Origin of the sequence: Nordella sp. HKS 07 (assembly GCF_011046735.1) — a bacterium.
In the GTDB taxonomy this organism is placed as follows: domain Bacteria; phylum Pseudomonadota; class Alphaproteobacteria; order Rhizobiales; family Aestuariivirgaceae; genus Taklimakanibacter.
This window is the reverse complement of sequence record NZ_CP049258.1, coordinates 1,500,100-1,519,827: the sequence shown is the minus strand read 5'-3', so window position 1 is coordinate 1,519,827 and position 19,728 is coordinate 1,500,100. Positions and strand designations below refer to the sequence as shown.

The 19,728-nt window shown below is 63.1% G+C and carries 19 protein-coding genes; 12 read left to right on the top strand and 7 right to left on the bottom strand.

Annotated features, from left to right (window positions below; all coding sequences use genetic code 11):
* Positions 1–2 precede the first annotated feature (2 nt).
* Complete coding sequence (gene hutH, locus G5V57_RS07170; protein ID WP_165166860.1) at positions 3–1,538, top strand: histidine ammonia-lyase; 1,536 nt, start codon at positions 3–5, stop codon at positions 1,536–1,538.
* A gap of 185 nt (positions 1,539–1,723) precedes the next feature.
* Positions 1,724–2,524: an Lpg1974 family pore-forming outer membrane protein gene (locus tag G5V57_RS07165; protein ID WP_165166859.1), complete on the top strand. Its 801-nt coding sequence runs from the start codon at positions 1,724–1,726 to the stop codon at positions 2,522–2,524.
* A gap of 13 nt (positions 2,525–2,537) precedes the next feature.
* Here G5V57_RS07165 and G5V57_RS07160 read toward each other — a convergent pair whose 3' ends face one another.
* On the bottom strand, positions 2,538–3,128 hold the full coding sequence (locus tag G5V57_RS07160) for a CGNR zinc finger domain-containing protein (RefSeq protein ID WP_165166858.1): 591 nt from the start codon (positions 3,126–3,128) through the stop codon (positions 2,538–2,540).
* Between the two features lie 97 nt (positions 3,129–3,225).
* Here G5V57_RS07160 and hutG point away from each other — a divergent pair, with 97 nt between their 5' ends.
* Both hutG and hutH (G5V57_RS07150) read left to right on the top strand, forming a co-directional pair.
* Positions 3,226–4,014 carry an N-formylglutamate deformylase gene (gene hutG / locus G5V57_RS07155; RefSeq protein WP_165166857.1) on the top strand — a complete coding sequence of 263 codons (789 nt, stop codon included), beginning with the start codon at positions 3,226–3,228 and terminating at the stop codon, positions 4,012–4,014.
* Positions 4,002–5,504: a histidine ammonia-lyase gene (gene hutH, locus G5V57_RS07150; protein WP_165166856.1), complete on the top strand. Its 1,503-nt coding sequence runs from the start codon at positions 4,002–4,004 to the stop codon at positions 5,502–5,504. Before hutG ends, hutH (G5V57_RS07150) begins: the two co-directional genes overlap by 13 nt.
* 1 nt (position 5,505) lies before the next feature.
* Here hutH (G5V57_RS07150) and G5V57_RS07145 read toward each other — a convergent pair whose 3' ends face one another.
* The 4 genes from G5V57_RS07145 to cysD are packed head-to-tail and all read right to left on the bottom strand — an operon-like array spanning position 5,506 to position 9,687.
* The gene (locus G5V57_RS07145; protein WP_165166855.1) at positions 5,506–6,516 is read right to left on the bottom strand and encodes an ornithine cyclodeaminase family protein; all 1,011 of its coding nucleotides are present in this window, start codon (positions 6,514–6,516) and stop codon (positions 5,506–5,508) included.
* The gene (gene cysN / locus G5V57_RS07140) at positions 6,513–8,447 is read right to left on the bottom strand and encodes a sulfate adenylyltransferase subunit CysN (RefSeq protein WP_165166854.1); all 1,935 of its coding nucleotides are present in this window, start codon (positions 8,445–8,447) and stop codon (positions 6,513–6,515) included. The genes G5V57_RS07145 and cysN overlap by 4 nt, the downstream gene beginning before the upstream one ends.
* Positions 8,447–8,779 carry a hypothetical protein gene (locus G5V57_RS07135; RefSeq protein WP_165166853.1) on the bottom strand — a complete coding sequence of 111 codons (333 nt, stop codon included), beginning with the start codon at positions 8,777–8,779 and terminating at the stop codon, positions 8,447–8,449. Before G5V57_RS07135 ends, cysN begins: the two co-directional genes overlap by 1 nt.
* The gene (cysD, locus tag G5V57_RS07130; RefSeq protein WP_165166852.1) at positions 8,779–9,687 is read right to left on the bottom strand and encodes a sulfate adenylyltransferase subunit CysD; all 909 of its coding nucleotides are present in this window, start codon (positions 9,685–9,687) and stop codon (positions 8,779–8,781) included. The genes G5V57_RS07135 and cysD overlap by 1 nt, the downstream gene beginning before the upstream one ends.
* A gap of 163 nt (positions 9,688–9,850) precedes the next feature.
* Between cysD and G5V57_RS07125 the strand changes: the two genes are divergently transcribed.
* The 7 genes from G5V57_RS07125 (at position 9,851) to glnT (ending at position 16,043) form a co-directional block, all read left to right on the top strand.
* Positions 9,851–10,462 carry an XRE family transcriptional regulator gene (locus tag G5V57_RS07125; protein WP_246737667.1) on the top strand — a complete coding sequence of 204 codons (612 nt, stop codon included), beginning with the start codon at positions 9,851–9,853 and terminating at the stop codon, positions 10,460–10,462.
* 134 nt (positions 10,463–10,596) lie between these two features.
* Positions 10,597–11,496, top strand: coding sequence for a glutamine amidotransferase family protein (locus G5V57_RS07120; protein WP_165166850.1), 900 nt, complete (start codon positions 10,597–10,599; stop codon positions 11,494–11,496).
* A gap of 3 nt (positions 11,497–11,499) precedes the next feature.
* Positions 11,500–12,183 carry a protein glxC gene (locus tag G5V57_RS07115; RefSeq protein WP_165166849.1) on the top strand — a complete coding sequence of 228 codons (684 nt, stop codon included), beginning with the start codon at positions 11,500–11,502 and terminating at the stop codon, positions 12,181–12,183.
* 7 nt (positions 12,184–12,190) lie between these two features.
* Positions 12,191–13,519: an FMN-binding glutamate synthase family protein gene (locus G5V57_RS07110; RefSeq protein ID WP_165166848.1), complete on the top strand. Its 1,329-nt coding sequence runs from the start codon at positions 12,191–12,193 to the stop codon at positions 13,517–13,519.
* Between the two features lie 107 nt (positions 13,520–13,626).
* Positions 13,627–14,238 carry a LysE family translocator gene (locus G5V57_RS07105; protein WP_165166847.1) on the top strand — a complete coding sequence of 204 codons (612 nt, stop codon included), beginning with the start codon at positions 13,627–13,629 and terminating at the stop codon, positions 14,236–14,238.
* Between the two features lie 4 nt (positions 14,239–14,242).
* Positions 14,243–14,710: an OsmC family protein gene (locus tag G5V57_RS07100; protein WP_165166846.1), complete on the top strand. Its 468-nt coding sequence runs from the start codon at positions 14,243–14,245 to the stop codon at positions 14,708–14,710.
* 25 nt (positions 14,711–14,735) lie between these two features.
* The gene (gene glnT / locus G5V57_RS07095; RefSeq protein WP_165166845.1) at positions 14,736–16,043 is read left to right on the top strand and encodes a type III glutamate--ammonia ligase; all 1,308 of its coding nucleotides are present in this window, start codon (positions 14,736–14,738) and stop codon (positions 16,041–16,043) included.
* A 426-nt stretch (positions 16,044–16,469) separates the two neighbouring features.
* On the opposite strand, the gene G5V57_RS07090 is transcribed toward glnT, so the two are convergent.
* Positions 16,470–17,399, bottom strand: coding sequence for an SMP-30/gluconolactonase/LRE family protein (locus tag G5V57_RS07090; RefSeq protein ID WP_165166844.1), 930 nt, complete (start codon positions 17,397–17,399; stop codon positions 16,470–16,472).
* On the bottom strand, positions 17,396–18,352 hold the full coding sequence (locus G5V57_RS07085; RefSeq protein ID WP_165166843.1) for a GlxA family transcriptional regulator: 957 nt from the start codon (positions 18,350–18,352) through the stop codon (positions 17,396–17,398). The genes G5V57_RS07090 and G5V57_RS07085 overlap by 4 nt, the downstream gene beginning before the upstream one ends.
* A gap of 91 nt (positions 18,353–18,443) precedes the next feature.
* Here G5V57_RS07085 and G5V57_RS07080 point away from each other — a divergent pair, with 91 nt between their 5' ends.
* Positions 18,444–19,694 carry a sarcosine oxidase subunit beta family protein gene (locus G5V57_RS07080; RefSeq protein WP_165166842.1) on the top strand — a complete coding sequence of 417 codons (1,251 nt, stop codon included), beginning with the start codon at positions 18,444–18,446 and terminating at the stop codon, positions 19,692–19,694.
* Positions 19,695–19,728 lie beyond the last annotated feature (34 nt).

Below are 19,728 nucleotides of genomic sequence, written 5' to 3'. Positions count from 1 at the left end.
CGATGACCATCCGTATCGGCGACAGCCCTATCACCCTCGCTTTTATCCGCCAGGCGCTTGCGGGTCCGATCACGATCGAGCTTTCGCCTGAGGCCCGCGCCGCCATCTCGCGCAGCGCCGAGACCGTGACGAAACTGCTCGCCACCGGCGATGCGATCTATGGCGTCAATACCGGCTTCGGCAAGCTCGCCAAGCAGCGCATCGCGGCGAGCGACCTCTCCGCACTTCAGCTCAATATCGTGCGCTCGCATGCGGCGGGTGTGGGCGCGCCGCTCGATCTCAGCGTGGTGCGTGCCATCATGCTGCTCAAGATCAACGCGCTGTCGCAGGGCGCCTCCGGCATCAGCCTTAAGGCCATGGAGACGTTGGCAAGCCTTCTCAATCAGGACATCCTGCCGGTGATTCCGGGCCAGGGCTCGGTCGGCGCCTCGGGCGATCTGGCGCCGCTCGCCCATCTCTCGCTGGTGTTGATCGGCGAGGGCGAGGCCTTCGTCAAAGGCAAGCGCGTTCCCGGCGCCGAGGCGCTCAAGGCAGCGGGTCTCGCGCCCGTGCCACTCGGACCCAAGGAAGGGCTAGCACTTCTCAATGGCACGCAAGTGTCGACGGCGCTCGCGCTCAACGGCCTCATCGCCGCCGAGCGCAATGCCGCGGCGGCGATCCTCGCGGGCGCTCTTTCCGTCGATGCGGTGATGGGCTCCGACACGCCCTTCGATCCACGCATCCACCGCTTGCGGCCGCATCCGGGACAGGAGCTCGCAGCCAAGCACTATCGCCGTCTGATGGCGGGCAGCGCCATCCGCGCCTCGCATGTCTCGGGCGACGACCGCGTGCAGGATCCATATTCCTTCCGCTGCCAGCCGCAAGTCATGGGTGCCTGCCTCGACATCCTCACCAATGCGGCGCGTACCCTCGTCATCGAAGCCAATGGCGTCTCCGACAACCCGCTCGTCTTCGCCGAGGACGGTGCTGTGCTGTCGGGCGGCAACTTCCATGCCGAGCCGGTCGCCTTCGCCGCCGACATCATCGCCATGGCGGTCGCCGAAATGGGCTCGATCAGCGAGCGCCGTATCGCCGCTCTGATCGACCCGACCATCTCGCTGCTGCCGCCCTTCCTCATCCGCAATCCTGGCCTCAATTCAGGATTCATGATCCCGCAATGCACGGCCGCCGCGCTGATGAGCGAGAACAAGCAGCTCTCGCATCCCGCCAGCGTCGACAGTGTGCCGACCTCGGCCAATCAGGAAGACCATGTCAGCATGGCGACCCATGGCGGCCGCCGCCTGACGCTGATGAACGCCAATCTGACGCGCATCATCGCCATCGAACTCCTCTCCGCCGTCGAGGGTATCGACTTCCGCCGTCCGCTCGCTTCGTCCGAGCCGCTGGAAGAGGCCTACAAGCTCGTCCGCGGCAAGGCCAAGTCACGCGAGACCGACCGCGAATTCGCCACCGACATCGAAAGCGTGGCACAAATGGTGGAAGAGGGCGCTTTCGACCGTTTCGTGCCGTCCCTGTTGCACGAGCTTGGTGTCGCCTAAAGCTCGCGGTGCCTTCACCGAAATGCAACTTTCGATTTAAAGAATGGTCATTATTCTTGTACTGGTTGTTTGGGGTGTTGCGCGCAGAACACAGTCTCAGGAAATTCCGCGAGATAACACCCGCTTGTTTTGACTAAAGACCGGCTCGACGCCATCTTGTCGGCTCGTCTCATTGGGGGATCCAGATGAAATCCACAATCCTCGGCGCGGCCGCCGTCCTGGCATTGTCCGGAGCTGCTTTTGCGGCCGACCTGGAACCTGCGCCGGCAGGGGGCGTGTTCGGCTATGTCTCCGGTTCCTATTTCTTCGAGGACGCAATTCAGGATTGGCGGCTTTTCAGCGATACCGAAAAGGAATCGTTCGGCGACGGGTACGGCCTTCAGGGACGCCTGGGCTACCGCTGGAGCGAATGGGACTTCGCCATTGGCGGCCAATATGCCGATTTTGGCGCGGGTAATCGTTCGGACACGGGTGATCTGCGGGCCGATAATTTGTATGCGGATGCGCAGGCGGGATATAATTTCATGTGGGGCGAGACTGCGGCGCGCACCGCTTTCGGCGTGCGTTACGCCGAATGGAATAACGATGTCCACGATAGCAACGGCGCGCGCATCAAGCATGATTTCTGGGGCGTCGGACCCCGCGTGGAGATCAATACTGATACGCCGCTCAGCGAAAATCTCAGCCTGCTGTTCGACGGCGGCGTGGGCGTGCTCTTCGGCAAGATCAAGACGGACGCCAACAGCGATTGGAACTGCAACGAGTGTTCCGACGAAAATACGACGTCCTTCAATGCCGATGCCAAGCTGGCGCTTGGTTGGGCGATGACACCGGGTGTCAAGCTGGCGGCCGGCTATCAGGTGCAATATTGGGGCAATGTCAATGTCGCGACCACGGACTCTACCGGCTTCGGCGACAATGAGGGCAAATCGGACCATCTGATCCACGGCCCCTTCGGCATGATTAGCTTCGATCTGAGCAGATAGGGTCGGTTCTATCTCATATTGCGTGACGCTTGCGGAACAGCGCTACATTGAAGCGCGTGGCGCAGCGCTTGCTGCAGAAACGCTGGCGTCCGGGCTTGGAGTGATCGGCGAAGAATTCCTGGCAAGGCGGCGCTTCGCATCGATGCAGGCGCTTGGGTCCCAGCGCCGCCACGAGATCGGCAAGGCCGCGCGTCACCACCGCCTCGATATGCTGTGCAGGCTTGAGATGCGGCGATGGCACGAACAGGACGCGGAAGGTCTTCCCGTCCTCTACGGGATGGGCGATCCACGCCCAGTGGTCGAGCTTGTGGTCGAGATAGGCGGTGAAGTCCGCCATCGCCACGTCGCCGGCGACGAAGCGGGAGAGCATGGCACGCAGGTCGTCGCGATAGAGCTGCAGGCGCCGCGCCAGCCTGCCCCAGTCGAGATCCCAGTCCAGCTCGCACCATTCGCTCAGGAAAACGCGGCAATATTCGGGATTGGCGAAGAGATCGGGGACGGCCCGCACCGGATCGTAGGAATTGACGAAGGCCATGGCGAAGGCCGCGGGTTCGCGGTCTGCGCGCAACCGGGCCGGACCATGAAGCGCGATGTCCTGATCCATCGTCACCTTCGCTCGGCGGAACCTGCCCCCGCCGCCAGTATAGAAGCCGGTCGATTTTCGTCTACCGCTTTATCCACATGCAAGATAGGTTCCGACCATGACTACACTTTTCGAGCTCCGCCCGGGCGACAGCCCCCTGATTTTCTCGGTGCCGCATGCCGGCACGGATCTTCCCGCCGACATCGAGGCGCGGCTGACGCCGCATGCGCGGACGCTTCCCGACACCGACTGGCATGTCGAGCAGCTTTATGATTTCGCGCCCCAGCTCGGCGCCGGCATGATCCGCGCCAATGTCAGCCGCTATGTGATCGACCTCAACCGGCCGCCTGAGGACGAAAGCCTCTATCCGGGCCAGGCGACGACCGGCCTCTGCCCGCCGATCGAATTCGACGGCACGCCCATTTATCTGGATGGCGGCAGCGTGCCGGAAGAAGAGGTCGCACGCCGCCGCGCGGCCTATTGGCAGCCCTATCATGACGCACTTGCCGCCGAGATCGCGCGGGTGAAGGCGCGCCACGGTTATGCGCTGCTCTACGATTGCCATTCCATCGCCTCGCGGGTGCCGCGCCTCTTTTCCGGCACGCTGCCCGATCTCAATCTCGGTACGGTGAAGGGCGAAAGCTGCGCGCCGGGTCTTCAGACCGCGATCGAGCAGGTGATGCAGGCGAGCGGCCTCACGCAGGTTTCCAATGGCCGTTTCGTCGGCGGCTATATCACGCGCCAATATGGCAAGCCGCGGGAGGATGTGCATGTCGTTCAGATGGAAAAGGGCCAGGACTGCCATCTGATGGACGACGGCTCGACCCGGCTGGATCCGGCCAAGGTGGCGAAGCTCAAGCCGGTCCTGCGCCGGATCGCCGAAGCCATGCTGGCATGGCGGCCGTGATCCTCGATGGACGTTCGCTCGATGCGAAAAGCGTCGAGCGCGTCGCGGATGGCGAGAAAGTCGTCATCGACGAAGGCGTGCGGCCTTTGCTCGCCAAGGGCCGGCGCGTCGTCGAACAGCATATTCAGGCCGGCATACCGGTCTATGGCCTCAATACCGGTCTCGGTGCGCGGGCGGGGCAGATGCTCGATCCCGCGGCTCTGGCGGATTTCAGCGTCCGCATGGTGCGCGGCCGCGCCCAGGGCGTCGGCGCGCCGCTCAGCCCGCGCGAGGTGCGTGCCGTCATTGTCACGCGGCTGAACACGCTGCTGTCGGGCGCCGCCGGAGCGAGTCCCGGCATCGCAGATCATCTCGCCGAAATTCTCAATCGCGATATCGTGCCGGTGATGCCGCGTCACGCCTCGATCGGCGCCGGCGATCTTGTCGCCATGGCGGCGCTGCCTCATGCGCTGATCGGCGAAGGCGAGATTCTCGTGAGTGGCGAACGCAAGCCTGCTTTGGATGTATTGAGGTCCGCAGGCCTCGCGCCGCTCGCGCTTAAACCCAAGGACGGCCAGGTCCTGTGCAGCTCCACCGCTTTCTCGGTCGGGCTCGCGGCGCTGGCGGCGGCGCGCGCCCGTCGCGCAGTGACAGCGCTGCAGATTGCCGGCGCGCTGTCCTTTGTCGGCTTTCGCGGAAACCGCACGCCTTTCGCCGTGCCGGCGACACGCATCCGCCCGCAGCCCGGTGAAATCGAAGCCGGGGATGAATTGCTGGCCCTCACCGACTTCGGTGCCGGCGATTACAAGTCGCGGCGTTTCCAGGATCCCTTGTCCTTCCGCTGCATGCCGCAGGTCCATGGCGCGGCTTACGCCGAGGCGGCAAGACTCGAGGCGGCGCTCGCCGTCGAGCTCAATTCGGTCGCCGACAATCCGGTGGTGCTTCTCGACGAGGAGAGGATCATCGGCACGAGCAATTTCCATATGCCGCATCTGACGCTGGCGCTTGACGGCATGGCGCGGGCTCTGGCGCTCGCCGCCACCGACAGCGTGTCGCGCATCGCGCGTTTGATGAGTGCGGGCTTCTCCGAGCTGCCGCCGCTGTTGTCGTCGGGAAGCGCCGATCGCGCCGGCTTCGGGCCCTTGATGAAGCCGGCGGAAGCCTTGCGCGCCGAGATCATCCATCTCAGCCATCCGGTGCCGATCCTGCCCAGCCACAATGCCGACGGCCAGGAGGACGCGGCGACCTTCTCCGCGCTTGCCGCACAGAAGCTCGGCGAGCTGCTCGACCGCCTCGATCTTCTCACCGCCTTCGAATTGCTGGCAGGGGCACAGGCCGTCGATCTCGCCGGTCTCCCGGAACTCCCAGCGAAACTGGCGCCCATTCACGCCAGCATCCGGGCCATCTCGCCTTTCATCGACGACGACCGGCCGCTCGGACGTGAGATCGAAAGGATTGCTCGCGAGCTGGTGCGAACGGGCGAGCTGCTTTCCCTCGCGCCGCAAGCGTAGTTCAAGCGTAGGTCAGCGTCTGGCCGATGCCTAGCGTCTTTGCCTTTTCGAGCATCGCGGCGCCCAACGCGATGTCGGACAGCGACAGGCCGCGATGCCAGAACAGGATCGTCTCGTCGTCACGCACGCGGCCGGGCTTCTTGCCGGCGATGATTTCGCAGAGCTCGCCATGGACGGTTTCCTCGCTGACGAGCCCCGCATCGATATGGGGGCGCAGCGCCCCGAATTTGCCGGCGCGAAACTGGCTGAAATCGTCGATGACGATCTTGTCCATGATCGTCATCATGGACAGTTCGAGAGCGCTCACCGTGCCATAGGGGATCACGCAGGCGCCTTTGCCGATCCAGGACGTCTTGAAGGTCTCCTCACGGGTTTCGAGGCGCGAGGCCTCGACCATGATGTCGGCGCCTTCGAGGCAGTTTCGCCAATCCTCGGTGACGATGATTTTCTTGCCGAGATCACGCGCGAGCGTCTCGGCGAAAGCCTCGCGACTCTCCTTGCGGCGCGAATGGACGCGGATTTCATCGAAGCTGAAGAGATGGTCGAGGAGCCGTATGTTCCAGTAGGAGGTGCCGCGGGCGCCGACGTGACCCAGAATCTTCGAGTCTTTCCGCGCCAGATGCCGGGCGCCGAGCGCGGTCAAGGCGCCGGTGCGCATCTCGGTGATGGCGGTGGCATCGAGAATGGCGACCGGCATGCCGGTCCGCGGATCGAACAGATTGAGAAGGGCCATTTCTGACGGCAGCCCCTTCTGCCAGTTGTCGACATAATCGCCGACGATCTTGACGCCGGCGAGCGACAGCGGCGCCACATAGCCGCGCAGCACGTTGAAATGGCCGCGAAATGCGGGATCGGGCGTCAAATGCATGCGCGGTTCGATCACCGTCTGGCCGCGACCTTGCGCCAGAAGGCCGCCTTCGACCGCCGCCAGTATCTCCCCATCCGTCATGGCGAGGCGAGCGATATCAGGCCCGTTCAGCCAGGTGAAGCGGATGGAACCGCCGCTGGTCATTGCGAGTCCGCTCCGTTGACGGAGCTATCGGGTGAGAGCCGGCCGGCGTCGGTGAGATGGCTGATGATCTGCTGGGCCGCCTGTTCGGAGGAGAGCGTCGTCGTGTCGAGACGCAGCTCAGGTCTCTGCGGCACTTCATAATCGGAATCGATCCCGGTGAAGTTCTTGATCTCGCCCCGCCTTGCCTTGGCATAGAGGCCCTTCACGTCGCGGCTTTCGGCGACGGCGAGCGGCGTGTCGACGAAGATCTCGACGAACTCGCCTTCGCCCACCAGCTCGCGCGCCATCAAACGCTCGGAGCGGAACGGCGAGATAAAGGAGACCAGCACGATGAGGCCGGCATCGACCATCAGCCTCGCCACTTCGGCGACGCGGCGGATGTTCTCGACGCGGTCGGCATCGGTGAAGCCGAGATCCTTGTTGAGGCCGTGGCGCACATTGTCGCCGTCGAGCAGGTAGGTTATGTGGCCCATGGCATGCAGGCGCTTCTCGACCAGATTGGCGATGGTCGACTTGCCCGAGCCCGACAGGCCGGTGAACCACAGGATGGTCGGTTTCTGGCCGGCCTTGGCGGCGCGGGAAGCTTTATTCACATCCAGCGCCTGCCAGTGGATGTTGGAGGCGCGGCGCAGCGCGAAGTTGATCAGCCCCATGCCGACGGTGTTGTTGGAGAAGCGGTCGATGACGACGAAGCTGCCGAGATGGCGGTTCTCATCATAGGGCGCGAAGGGGATGGCGCGGTCGAGATCGATATTGACGACGCCGATCTCGTTGAGGCCGAGGGTCTTGGCCGCCACATGCTCGAGGGTGTTGACATTGACCTTGTGCTTGGGGTGCTCGAAGGTGCCGGGTATGGTGAGGGGACCGGCCTTGATCAGATAGGGGCGGCCCGGCAGCATCTCCTCATCGTCCATCCACAGGATGCGGGTCTCGAACTTGTCGGCGACGGCAAGCGGCGAGGCCGCCGCACAGATCACATCGCCGCGGCTGATATCGATCTCGTCTTCGAGCGTCACCGTCACCGCCTGGCCGGCGGTCGCCTCAGCGAGATCGCCGTCATAGGTGACGATGCGCTCGACCTTCGAGGTGCGCCCCGAGGGTACGGCGCGGATCTCATCGCCGGGCTTCACCATGCCCGCCACGACATTGCCGGAAAAGCCGCGAAACGCCTGGTTCGGCCGGTTCACCCATTGCACCGGCAGACGCAAGGCGCCGTCGCTCGGGCCATCGCCGATGGCCACGCTCTCGAGATGCGCCATCAGGGTCGGCCCGTGATACCAGGCCATCGCCTCGGACGGCTCGATCACATTGTCGCCCTTCAAGGCCGAGAGCGGGATGCAGGTGAAGTCCTCGAGCCCGAGGTTCTTGGCGAAGGCGCGGTAATCCGCCTCGATCGCCTCGAACACGTCGCGGCGATAATCCATCAGGTCCATCTTGTTGACGGCGACCACGATGTTCCTGATGCCGAGCAAGGTGGCGATGAAGGAATGCCGGCGCGTCTGGGTGAGCACGCCCTTCCTGGCATCGATCAGGATGATGGCGAGATCGGCGGTCGAGGCGCCGGTCGCCATGTTGCGGGTATATTGCTCATGGCCGGGCGTATCGGCGACGATGAACTTGCGCTTGTCGGTGGTGAAGGCGCGATAGGCGACGTCGATGGTGATGCCCTGCTCGCGCTCGGCGGCGAGGCCGTCGACGAGCAGCGCGAAATCCAGCGCCCCGCCCTGGGTGCCGACCCGCTTCGAATCCGCCTCCAAAGCGGAGAGCTGGTCCTCGAACAGCATCTTGGCCTCGTAGAGAAGCCGGCCGATCAGGGTGGACTTGCCGTCATCGACGCTGCCGCAGGTGATGAAGCGCAAGAGGTCCTTCTCCTCCTGCGAGCGCAGATAGGCCTCGACATCGCCGCCCTGGAACTCGATGAAGCGTGACATCAGCGGTAAATCTCTCTCTCAGTGCTCTTATGTACCTTTGCCCAACTCGTCATGGCCGCCCTTGAGGCGGCCATCCAGCCCATCCCCACGGCAGCTCTCTGGCGTCCCGTCTGGATGGCCGGGTCAAGCCCGGCCATGACGAGCGTGGGGAATGGCGTCTCGGCGCCAGGTAGCCGTCTTACCTCATTCGTCATGGCCGCCCTCGAGGCGGCCATCCAGCCCATCCCCACGGCAGCTCCATGGCGTCCCGTCTGGATGGCCGGGTCAAGCCCGGCCATGACGAGTAGGGGGAACGGCGCCTCGGCGCAAGGATGGGGGAGTGCAACGCGCATCAGAAATATCCCTCCTGCTTCTTCTTCTCCATCGAGGCGGCCTGGTCCTTGTCGATCACCCGGCCCTGGCGCTCGGACGAGGTCGTCACCAGCATCTCCTGGATGATGTCGAGCAGGCTCGCGGCGGTGGATTCGATGGCCCCGGTCAGGGGGTAGCAGCCCAGCGTGCGGAAGCGGATCAGCTTCATCTCAGGGCTCTCTCCCACATGCAGCGGCATGCGCTCGTCGTCGACCATGATGATCTGGCCGTCGCGCATGACGACCGGGCGCTCCTTGGCGAAATACAAGGGCACGATCGGGATGTTCTCGAGGAAGATATATTGCCAGATGTCGAGCTCGGTCCAGTTCGACAGCGGGAAGACGCGGATCGACTCGCCCTTGTTCTTGCGGGCATTGTAGATGTTCCACAGCTCCGGGCGCTGGTTCTTGGGGTCCCAGCGGTGACGTGAGTCGCGGAAGGAGAAGATGCGCTCCTTGGCGCGCGACTTCTCCTCATCGCGCCTGGCCCCGCCAAAGGCGGCGTCGAAGCCATATTTGTCGAGCGCCTGCTTGAGCGCGTCGGTCTTCATGATCTGGGTGTGCAGCGCCGAGCCGTGATCGAAGGGATTGACCTTCTTGGCGAGGCCGTCCGGGTTGGTATGGACGATGAGGTCGAGGCCGAGCTTGGCCACCGTCTGGTCGCGAAAGGCGATCATGTCGCGGAACTTCCAGGTCGTATCGACATGCATCAAGGGAAACGGCGGCTTCGAGGGATAAAACGCCTTCATCGCCAGATGCAGCATCACCGCCGAATCCTTGCCGATCGAATACAGCATCACCGGATGCTCGCATTCAGCCGCAACCTCGCGGATGATGTGGATGCTCTCGGCTTCCAGTCGTTCAAGATGGGTCAGCTTGCTGGGGGGCATGATGATCTCGCGGAACGGGGGCCTGCTTATGGCTCTTGTGCACTGCAAACTCAAGCTTCTGTTGAGCTTGGCGGGCCTGCGTCCTAATAAGGGCTTCAGGAGGTAAGTCTTGGACAAATCAGGCGGCGGACGGGCGAAGAAATCTCGGCAGGATACCCATTCCCTGCCATATCAGGAGCCGCATCAGACGGCGCCCGGCGCGCACAAGCTCCTCGAGGAATCGATCGGAAGAGAGGTCAAGCGCTTCCGCGAGAAGCTCGGCCTGACGATCAGCGAGGTCGCCAAGGCGGCCGACATGTCGGCAGGCATGCTGTCGAAGATCGAAAACGGCGCCACCTCGCCGTCGCTCAGTTCCCTCCAGGCCTTGTCGCGCGCTTTGCATGTGCCGGTCACCGCCCTGTTCCGCGGCTACGAGGAGCTGCGTGACGCCACTTTTGTCAAGGCTGGTCAAGGACTTACCATTGAGAGGCGAGGGACCCGGGCGGGTCATCAATATCAGCTCCTGGGCCACAGTCCGCACGGGCCGGTCATGGTCGAGCCCTATATGATCACACTGACCGCCCAGTCGGATGTCTTTCCGACCTTCCAGCATGCCGGCGTTGAATTCCTCTATATGCTCGAGGGCGAGGTGGTCTACCGGCATGGCGACAAGACCTATGACATGCTGCCGGGCGATGCCCTGTTCTTCGATGCGGATGCGCCACACGGACCGGAGGAACTGCGCAAGCTGCCGATCCGCTATCTCTCGGTGATCTGCTACCGGCGCGACGAATAGGATTCCGCACGCTTCGTGCTACAGCCCGATACCCGGCTTCATTCCTGTGGGGAAAAAAATATTCCCTCCAGTTGCAAGTTTGCCGAGGCGCTGTTACATGATCGGGGAACCCCACCTTTAAGGGAGACCGTGCCATGTGCGGTATCGTCGGCCTCTATTTGAAGAACCCAAAACTGCAGCCGAAGCTCGGCCAACTGTTCAAGCCCATGCTCATCGAAATGACGAGCCGCGGCCCCGATTCGGCCGGCGTCGCCATCTACCGCAACCCGGCCAAGAAGGGCTTCACCAAATTCTCGCTCGCCCATGACGACGCGAAATTCGGCTGGAAGAAGCTGGCAGCGGGGCTCAAGGCGCATACCAAGAAGCAAGTGAGCGTCGAGCAGATCGGCAACCACGCCATCGTCACCACCAATGCCAAGGAAGAGGCGGTGACAACGTGGCTCAAAGCGCATCACCCGCAAGTGCGCATCGTCGGCTCCGGCCAGGCGATCGAGATCTTCAAGGAGACCGGTCTGCCCGAGAAGGTCTACGAGAAGTTCGATCTCACCAAGGCGAAAGGCAGCCACATCATCGGCCATACCCGCATGGCGACGGAGAGTGCGGTGACGACCGCGGGTTCGCATCCCTTCGCCACCGGCGCCGATCTCTGCCTCGTCCATAACGGCTCGCTGTCGAACCACAATCGCCTGCGCGACAATCTCAAGCGCGAGGGCCTCGAATTCCAGACCGAGAACGACACCGAGGTCGCCGCCGCGTATATGACCTGGAAACTGCGCCAGGGCGCTTCCCTCAAGGAGACACTCGAGGCCGGTATCAAGGATCTCGACGGCTTCTATACTTTCTGTGTCGGCACGCATGACGGCTTCGCCGTGGTGCGCGATCCCATCGCCTGCAAGCATGCGGTTCTCGCCGAGACCGACGACTGGGTGGCCATGGCGACCGAATTCCGCGCCATCGCCCATCTGCCCGGCGCCGACAAGGCGAAGATCTGGGAACCCGAGCCGCAAACGATCTACAACTGGGGTGGTCACTGAATCATGATCGAAATCGATCTCGAAAAAGAAGGCGTGCGCGGGGTCAACTCGCGTCTCCATTCGCTTCCCAAGGACACCAATGAACGTCATTGGCTGATCAAGAATCCGATGGGCCAGCATGCCATCGCCTGCGGCCTCGACGCGCCGCTCACGGTGGAGATCGGCGGCCATGCCGGCTTCTATTGCGGCGGCATGAACAAACAGGCCGAGATCCTCGTCCATGGCCATGTCGGTCCCGGCGTCGCCGAGAACATGATGTCGGGGATCGTGCGTGTCGCCGGCAATGCCAGCCAGTCGGCCGGCGCCACCGGCAATGGCGGTCTCCTCGTCATCAAGGGCGATGCGGCATCGCGTTGCGGCATTTCGATGAAGGGTATCGACATCGTGGTGGGCGGCTCGGTCGGCCATATGTCGGCCTTCATGGCGCAGCGCGGCCATCTCGTGGTGTGCGGCGACGCCGGCGAAGCGCTCGGCGACTCCATTTATGAGGCGCGCCTCTATGTGCGCGGCAAGGTCGACAATCTCGGCGCCGACTGCATCGAGAAGAAGATGACCGACCATCATCTCGCCAAGCTCGCCCGCCTTCTCGATAAGGCCGAGATCAAGGCCAATCCGAAGGACTTCCGCCGCTTCGGTTCGGCGCGCAAGCTCTACAATTTCAACATCGATCACGCCGACGCATACTGAGGCCATCATGGATCCCAATACGCCGCGCACCACGCCCCGCAAATCGGCAACCTTCGACGACTATACGCTGTCGGAAATCCGCCGCGCCGCCACCACCGGCATCTATGACATCCGCGGCGCCGGCGCCAAGCGCAAGCTACCGCATTTCGACGATCTGCTCTTCCTCGGCGCCTCGATCTCGCGCTATCCGCTCGAAGGATATCGCGAGAAATGCGGCACCAATGTCGTGCTCGGCAGCCGCTTCGCCAAGAAGCCGATCGAACTCAAGATCCCCATCACTATCGCCGGCATGAGCTTCGGCTCGCTCTCCGCGCAGGCCAAGGAAGCGCTCGGCAATGGCGCAACCCTCGCCGGCACGTCGACGACGACCGGCGACGGCGGCATGACGCCGGAAGAGCGCGGCCATTCGAAGACACTCGTCTACCAGTATCTCCCCTCGCGCTACGGCATGAACCCGGATGACCTGCGCCGGGCCGATGCGATCGAGGTCGTGGTCGGCCAGGGCGCCAAGCCCGGCGGCGGCGGCATGCTGCTCGGCCAGAAGATCTCCGACCGCGTGGCGCAGATGCGCTGTCTGCCGAAAGGCATCGACCAGCGCTCGGCCTGCCGCCATCCCGACTGGACCGGGCCTGACGATCTCGAGATCAAGCTGCATGAACTTCGCGAGATCACCAACTGGGAGAAGCCGATCTATATCAAGGTCGGCGGCGCCAGGCCCTATTACGATACAGCACTCGCGGTGAAGTCGGGCGCCGACGTCGTCGTCGTCGACGGCATGCAGGGTGGTACCGCCGCGACCCAGGAAGTCTTCATCGAGCATGTCGGCCAGCCGACGCTCGCCTGCATCCGCCCGGCGGTACAGGCGCTGCAGGATCTCGGCATGCATCGCAAGGTGCAGCTCATCGTCTCGGGCGGCATCCGCAACGGCGCCGATGTGGCGAAGGCCCTGGCACTCGGCGCCGATGCCGTATCGATCGGCACCGCGGCGCTCGTGGCGCTCGGCGACAACGACCCGCATCTCGAGGAGGAATATCAGAAGCTGGGCACCACCGCCGGCGCCTATGACGACTGGCACGAGGGACGCGATCCCGCCGGCATCACGACGCAGGATCCCGAACTCGCCAAAAGGCTCGATCCCCAACTCGCGGGGCGCCGCCTCGCCAATTATCTGAAAGTCATGACGCTCGAGGCGCAGACCATCGCGCGTGCCTGCGGCAAGAACCACGTCCATAATCTGGAGCCGGAAGACCTGGTGGCGCTAACCGTCGAGGCGGCCGCCATGGCGCAGGTGCCGCTCGCCGGCACCAGCTGGATTCCGGGGAAGAGCGGATATTGATGAGGAAGGCTGTTGCCATCCCAAGTGGTCCGGCTCCTGGCCCTGCCAGTGGCTCTCACCGGATGGCGGCCTGCCGGTCTATAGAGGGCGGGTAAGGAGACACAGCCATGGACCTTTCCGCCCTTTTGATCTTCGCCGGCGCGCTGGCTCTCGCCGCCGGGTCGCCCGGCCCCAGCATCGCCGCTCTCGTCGCCCGCGTCATCTCACGCGGCTATGGCGGCGTCATTCCCTTCACCGCCGCCATGTGGATCGGCGAGGCCGTTTGGCTCGCCCTTGCCGTTTTCGGCCTATCGGTGCTCGCGCAGACCTTCTACTGGGCCTTTCTCATCATCAAATATCTGGGCCTCGCCTATCTCGTCTATCTCGCCTACAAAATGTGGACGGCGCCGGTCGCGGTCACGGAAGACGAGCTGCCGCAAGCGGATTCATCCTTCCGGCTGTTCCTCACCGGGCTCGCCATCACGCTCGGCAATCCGAAGATCATGGTCTTTTATCTGGCGCTGCTGCCGACCATCATCGATCTCAACAATATCTCGCTGATCGGCTGGGGCGAGCTGACGGCGACCATGTTCGTTGTTCTGGCGGCGATCGACATCGGCTATATCGTGCTCGCCGGCCGGGCGCGAAAGTTCATCCGCTCGGCAAGGGCGATGCGGGCCGCCAACAAATGCAGCGCGCTTGCCATGGGCAGCGCGGCAATCGTCATGGCAACGAGGTAGCAGAATGGCTCATCTCCACACCGCCCGCATCCTCTGGGAAAGCAATACCGGCGACTTCACCAAGAATCAGTATTCGCGCGCCCATCACTGGTCCTTCGACGGCGGTCAGACGGTGCTCGCCTCATCCTCGCCGAACGTCGTACGCGTGCCGTTCTCCGATCCGGCCGGCATCGATCCGGAGGAGGCAATGGTGGCGGCGATATCGAGCTGCCACATGCTGACTTTTCTCTATTACGCCGCCAAGGGCGGATTCTCCGTTCAGCGTTATGAGGACAATGCCGAAGGCCTCATGGCGAAGAACGGTGAGGGGCGGTTCGCCATCACACGCTGCACCCTGAAGCCGCTCGTCACCTTCACGGGCAAGGAGCCGACGCGGCCTGAGCTCGATCATCTGCATCATCTGGCGCATGAGGAATGCTTCATCGCCAATTCCGTAAAAACAGAAATCATCTGCGAACCGCAGGGTGTTTAACTAGGGTTGGAAACAGGAGACCTTTATGGCCGGAGATCTGGCTAAATATGCAAAAGACAAAAAAGTAAAATTCTTCCTCTTCAATTTCACCGATCTGTTCGGTACGCAGCGCGCCAAGCTCGTGCCCGCCGAGGCGGTGGCCAGCATGCAGAAATCGGGCGCGGGCTTCGCGGGCTTCGCCACCTGGCTCGACATGACGCCGGCGCATCCGGATATCTTCGTCATGCCGGATGCGGATTCGGTGATCCAGCTGCCGTGGAAGCCGGAAGTGGCCTGGGTCGCGGGCGATCCGTGGATGGAAGGCAAGCCCGTCGGCCAGGCGCCGCGCATCGTGCTCAAGAACCTGCTCGAGAAGTCGGCCAAGCGGAACATGAAGCTGATGGCGGGCGTCGAGCCCGAGTTCCATCTCATCAATGCCGACGGCTCCTCCGTCTCCGATCCGCGCGACACGCAGGAGAAGCCCTGCTACGACCAGTCGGCGGTGATGCGCCGTTTCGACGTCATCTCCGAGATCTGCACGACGATGATCAATCTCGGCTGGGGTCCGTATCAGAACGATCATGAGGACGCCAACGGCCAGTTCGAGATCAACTGGAACTTCAACGACGCGCTGACGACGGCGGACCAGCTCTCCTTCTTCAAGTTCATGGTCAAGTCGATCGCCGAGAAGCATGGGCTCCGAGCGACCTTCATGCCCAAGCCCTTCGTCAACCTCACCGGCAATGGCTGCCATGTGCATATCTCGGTGTGGGACAATGCGCGCAAGACCAATCTCTTCCACGACAAGAAGGGCGAACTGGGTCTGTCGCCCTTGTGCTATAACTTCCTCGGCGGGCTCATGCATCACGCCGAGAGCTTCGCCGCCATCACCAATCCGACGGTGAACAGCTACAAGCGCATCAATGCGCCGCGCACCACGTCCGGTGCCACCTGGTCGCCCAACACGGTGACCTTCGGCGGCAACAACCGCACCCACATGGTGCGCGTGCCGGACGAAGGCCGCGTCGAATTGCGGCTGCCCGACAATGCCGCCAATCCCTATCTGATGATGGCGGTGATCCTGGCGGCGGGCCTGCACGGCGTCGACGAGAAGATGGATCCCGGCAAGCGGCTCGACATCGACATGTATGCGAACGGCCATACGGTGAAGGGCGCCAAGAAGCTGCCGCTCAACCTACTCGACGCGATCCGCAATTTCGAGAAGGACAAGTACATCCAGGAGGCCTTGGGCGCCGAATTGTCGTCGGCCTATGTCAAGCTCAAGACCAACGAGTGGAACCAGTATTGCCGCCATCTCACCCAGTGGGAGCGCGACACGACACTGGATTGCTAGCCTCCACCTTTCGTCATGGCCGGGCTTAACCCGGCCATCCAGTTTGTCCGCTGCTCAGAAGCCCAGATAGAGATATTCCCATTCGGGGTTCATCTTCTTAATGAGATCAAGCTTCATTGCGCCTGTTCGGCACGACTGGATGGCCGGGTCAAGCCCGGCCATGACGAACTGGGAGGCGCGTGACGACGTAAAAACAGAATGGCCGGGTCAAGCCCGGCGATGGCGAACTGAGAGACGTGTGGCGACGTAAAAACAGAATGGTCGGGTCAAACCCGGCCACATCCATTCCCCCGACTCGTCATGGCCGGGCTTGACCCGGCCATCCAGTTTCAACGGCCCTTAGTCGTTCGATGGGTAAGCTGGATGGCCGCCTCCATGGCCGGGTTAAAGTCGGCCATCTGGCCATGACGAGCGGGGATTGGGTCGTCAGGCTCTACATGGATCGAAATTCAGGCGATGGCCCGGGCGCGGCCATGGCGTGCTGACCAGCCGGCCGGTGCTCGACAAGGTGATGTAGGCCGTCTTCAGGTCCGGCCCGCCGAAGCAGATATTGGTGCAGTAAGGATCGGGCATGGCGACGAACTCGACAAAGACGCCATCCGCCGCGATCACATTGATACCACCCAGGATCAGCGAGGCGATACAGATATTGCCGTCCTGCTCCACGGCGAGCGAATCGAAAGACGTATAGCCTGATGGGCCCGCCAGATGGCGGCCGCCATTCTCATGGGGCGGCTCCTTGCGGATGACGCCCGGCGATACGATGTCAAAGGCCCACAGATGTCCCGTCCGTGTTTCGGCGACATAGACGCTGCGGTCATCGGGCGACAGGCCGACACCGTTCGGCATGATCATCGGCTGCACGAGCTCGCGGATCAGGCTGCCGTCGCACTTCGCGTAATAGAGCCCGCCCAGATCCACGTCGCGGGCGCGCCTCTTGCCATGATCGGTGAAGTAAAAGCCGCCGTGACGGTCGAAGACGAGGTCGTTCGGACCCTTCAGGGGATGGCCGTTGCAGCTGGTGTAAAGCACCTCCACCTTGCCGGTATCGATATGAATGCGCTCGATCCTGCCGCCGCTATAATCATCCGGCTGACCGGCGGGGACCAGCCTGCCCTCCACCGTCTTCCAGGCGAAGCCGCCATTGTTGCAGACATAAAGATGGCCGTCCGGTCCGAAGGCGGCGCCATTCGGCCCGCCTCCCGGTGTCGCGAGAATGGACTTGCGGCCTTTCGGGTCGATGCGCGTCACGCAACCTCTGGCGATTTCGACCACGGCGATGCCGCCTTCCGGCAGCATGACCGGGCCTTCGGGAAAAGCGAGGTCCGAAGCAATTTCCGTCAGAAGGGATGTCATTTGCGCTCCGCTCTCGGCGACATGCCGGTCTCGGCCTTGTAGCAGGTCGAGAAATGGCTCGCATTGGCGAAGCCGCAGGCGATGGCGATCTCGGTGATGGTGAGCGCCGAATGGCGCAAGAGCTCGCCCGCCGCCTCGAGTCTTTGGCTGCGATAGTGATCGGTGAAGCTCTTGCCCAGATGCCGCGCGAAGAGGCGGTCGAGCTGGCGCGTCGAAAGCCCGATGCGCCTGGCCACCGCCCCGCGGCCCAAAGGCTCGCTCAGATGATCCTGCATCAGCTCGAGGGCGGCAATCAGGTCGCGGCGGTGGATGCCGTAACGCTCGCCGATCGAGGCGCGCTGCGGCCCGCCGCCCGGACGGATCTCCGTATGCAGAAACCAGTCGCTGGTCCGTGTCGCCAGCGCCGCGCCATGCCGCTCGGCGATGAGCGCATGCATCATGTCGAGGGGCGCCACGCCGCCGGCGCAAGTGACCCGGTTGCGGTCGATCACATAACGCGCCCTGGTCAGGAGCAGATCGGGAAATTCCTCGGCGAAGGCCTGGGCGTGCTCCCAATGAATGGTCATGCGATGGCCGCCCATGATGCCGGCCCGCGCCAGGATGAAGGGGCCGCCGGAGACGCCGCCGATGCGCAGGCCGCGCTGCGCCAGGCGCCTGAGCCAGGCAAGCGTCGGGCGATGTGTGAATTGCGCCGGGTTGCCGCCGGCGCAAACCAGTAAGAGATCGAGATCGAGATCGTCGCCGACTTTGGCGGTGCAGGGCAAAGTGGCGCCGCAGGAGGCCGGGACGACCGGCTCTTTGTGCGTGATATGGATCCAACGGTAGAGCTCGCGTCCGGCGAAAAGATTGGCGGCGCGCAAAGGCTCGATCGCCGAGGCATAGGACATCAGCGCCAGTCCCGGTACAACCAGGAAGCCGATGGTCTGAGGCGATACTTCGCTCCGGGATTCCATGTCTCAATTCTATCGGAAACTGTCTCTATGAGACAAGACAGCATTCCGTCCTCTGTCACACTGCCGGCCACTCAACAGGGGTTTTGTGCTCGTGCGCTATTCCGTCTTCTCGCTTCTCAAGCAATCCCTCTCCGGCCACAAGAACTGGGCGCCCGCCTGGCGCGAGCCGCAGCCGAAGAAGGAATATGACGTCATCATCGTCGGCGGCGGCGGTCATGGTCTTTCGACCGCTTATTACCTCGCCAAGGAGCACGGCATCACCAATGTGGCGGTGCTGGAAAAGGGCTGGCTCGGCTCCGGCAATATCGGGCGCAACACCACCATCATCCGCTCCAACTATCTTCTCATCGGCAACAACCCCTTCTACGAATGGTCGCTGAAGCTGTGGGAAGGCCTGGAACAGGACTTCAACTTCAACGCGATGGTATCGCAGCGCGGCGTCCTCAATCTCTTCCATTCCGACCCGCAGCGCGACGCCTATGCAAGGCGCGGCAACGCGATGCGGCTCGACGGCGTCGATTCGGAGCTCCTCGACCGCGAGGCGGTGCGCGAGATGGCGCCGTTCCTGAGCTTCGACAATGCGCGCTTCCCGATCATGGGCGGACTGCTGCAGCGGCGCGGCGGCACGGTGCGCCATGACGCGGTGGCCTGGGGCTATGCCCGCGGCGCCGACTCGCGCGGCGTCGATATCATCCAGAATTGCGAAGTGACCGGCATCCGTATCGAGAACGGCAAGGTCAAGGGGGTCGAGACCAACAAGGGCTATATCGGCTGCAAGAAGCTCGGCCTCGCGGCGGCCGGCAACACGACCGAGGTCGCCCAAATGGCCGGCATGAAACTGCCGATCGAAAGCCATGTGCTGCAGGCATTCGTGTCGGAAGGCATCAAGCCCTATCTCGACACGGTCATCACCTATGGGGTGGGCCATTTCTATGTCTCGCAGTCGGACAAGGGCGGGCTTGTCTTCGGCGGCGATCTTGACGGCTACAACTCCTATGCGAGACGCGGCAATCTGCCGACCGTCGAGCATGTGATCGAGGCCGGTGTGGCGATGATGCCCGGGATCGCGCGCATCCGCGTGCTCAGATCCTGGGGTGGCATCATGGATATGTCGATGGACGGTTCGCCGATCATCGACAAGACCGACATTGACGGGCTCTATCTCAATTGCGGCTGGTGTTATGGCGGCTTCAAAGCCACGCCGGCATCGGGCTGGTGCTTCGCGCATACGATCGCGAAGAACGAGGCGCATGCGCTCAACGCGCCCTACCGGCTCGACCGCTTCCGGCGCGGCTACATGATCGACGAAAAGGGCGTCGGCGCCACGCCGAATCTGCATTGAGGCAAGTGATGGATCTGCTCCTTGTTCCTATGCA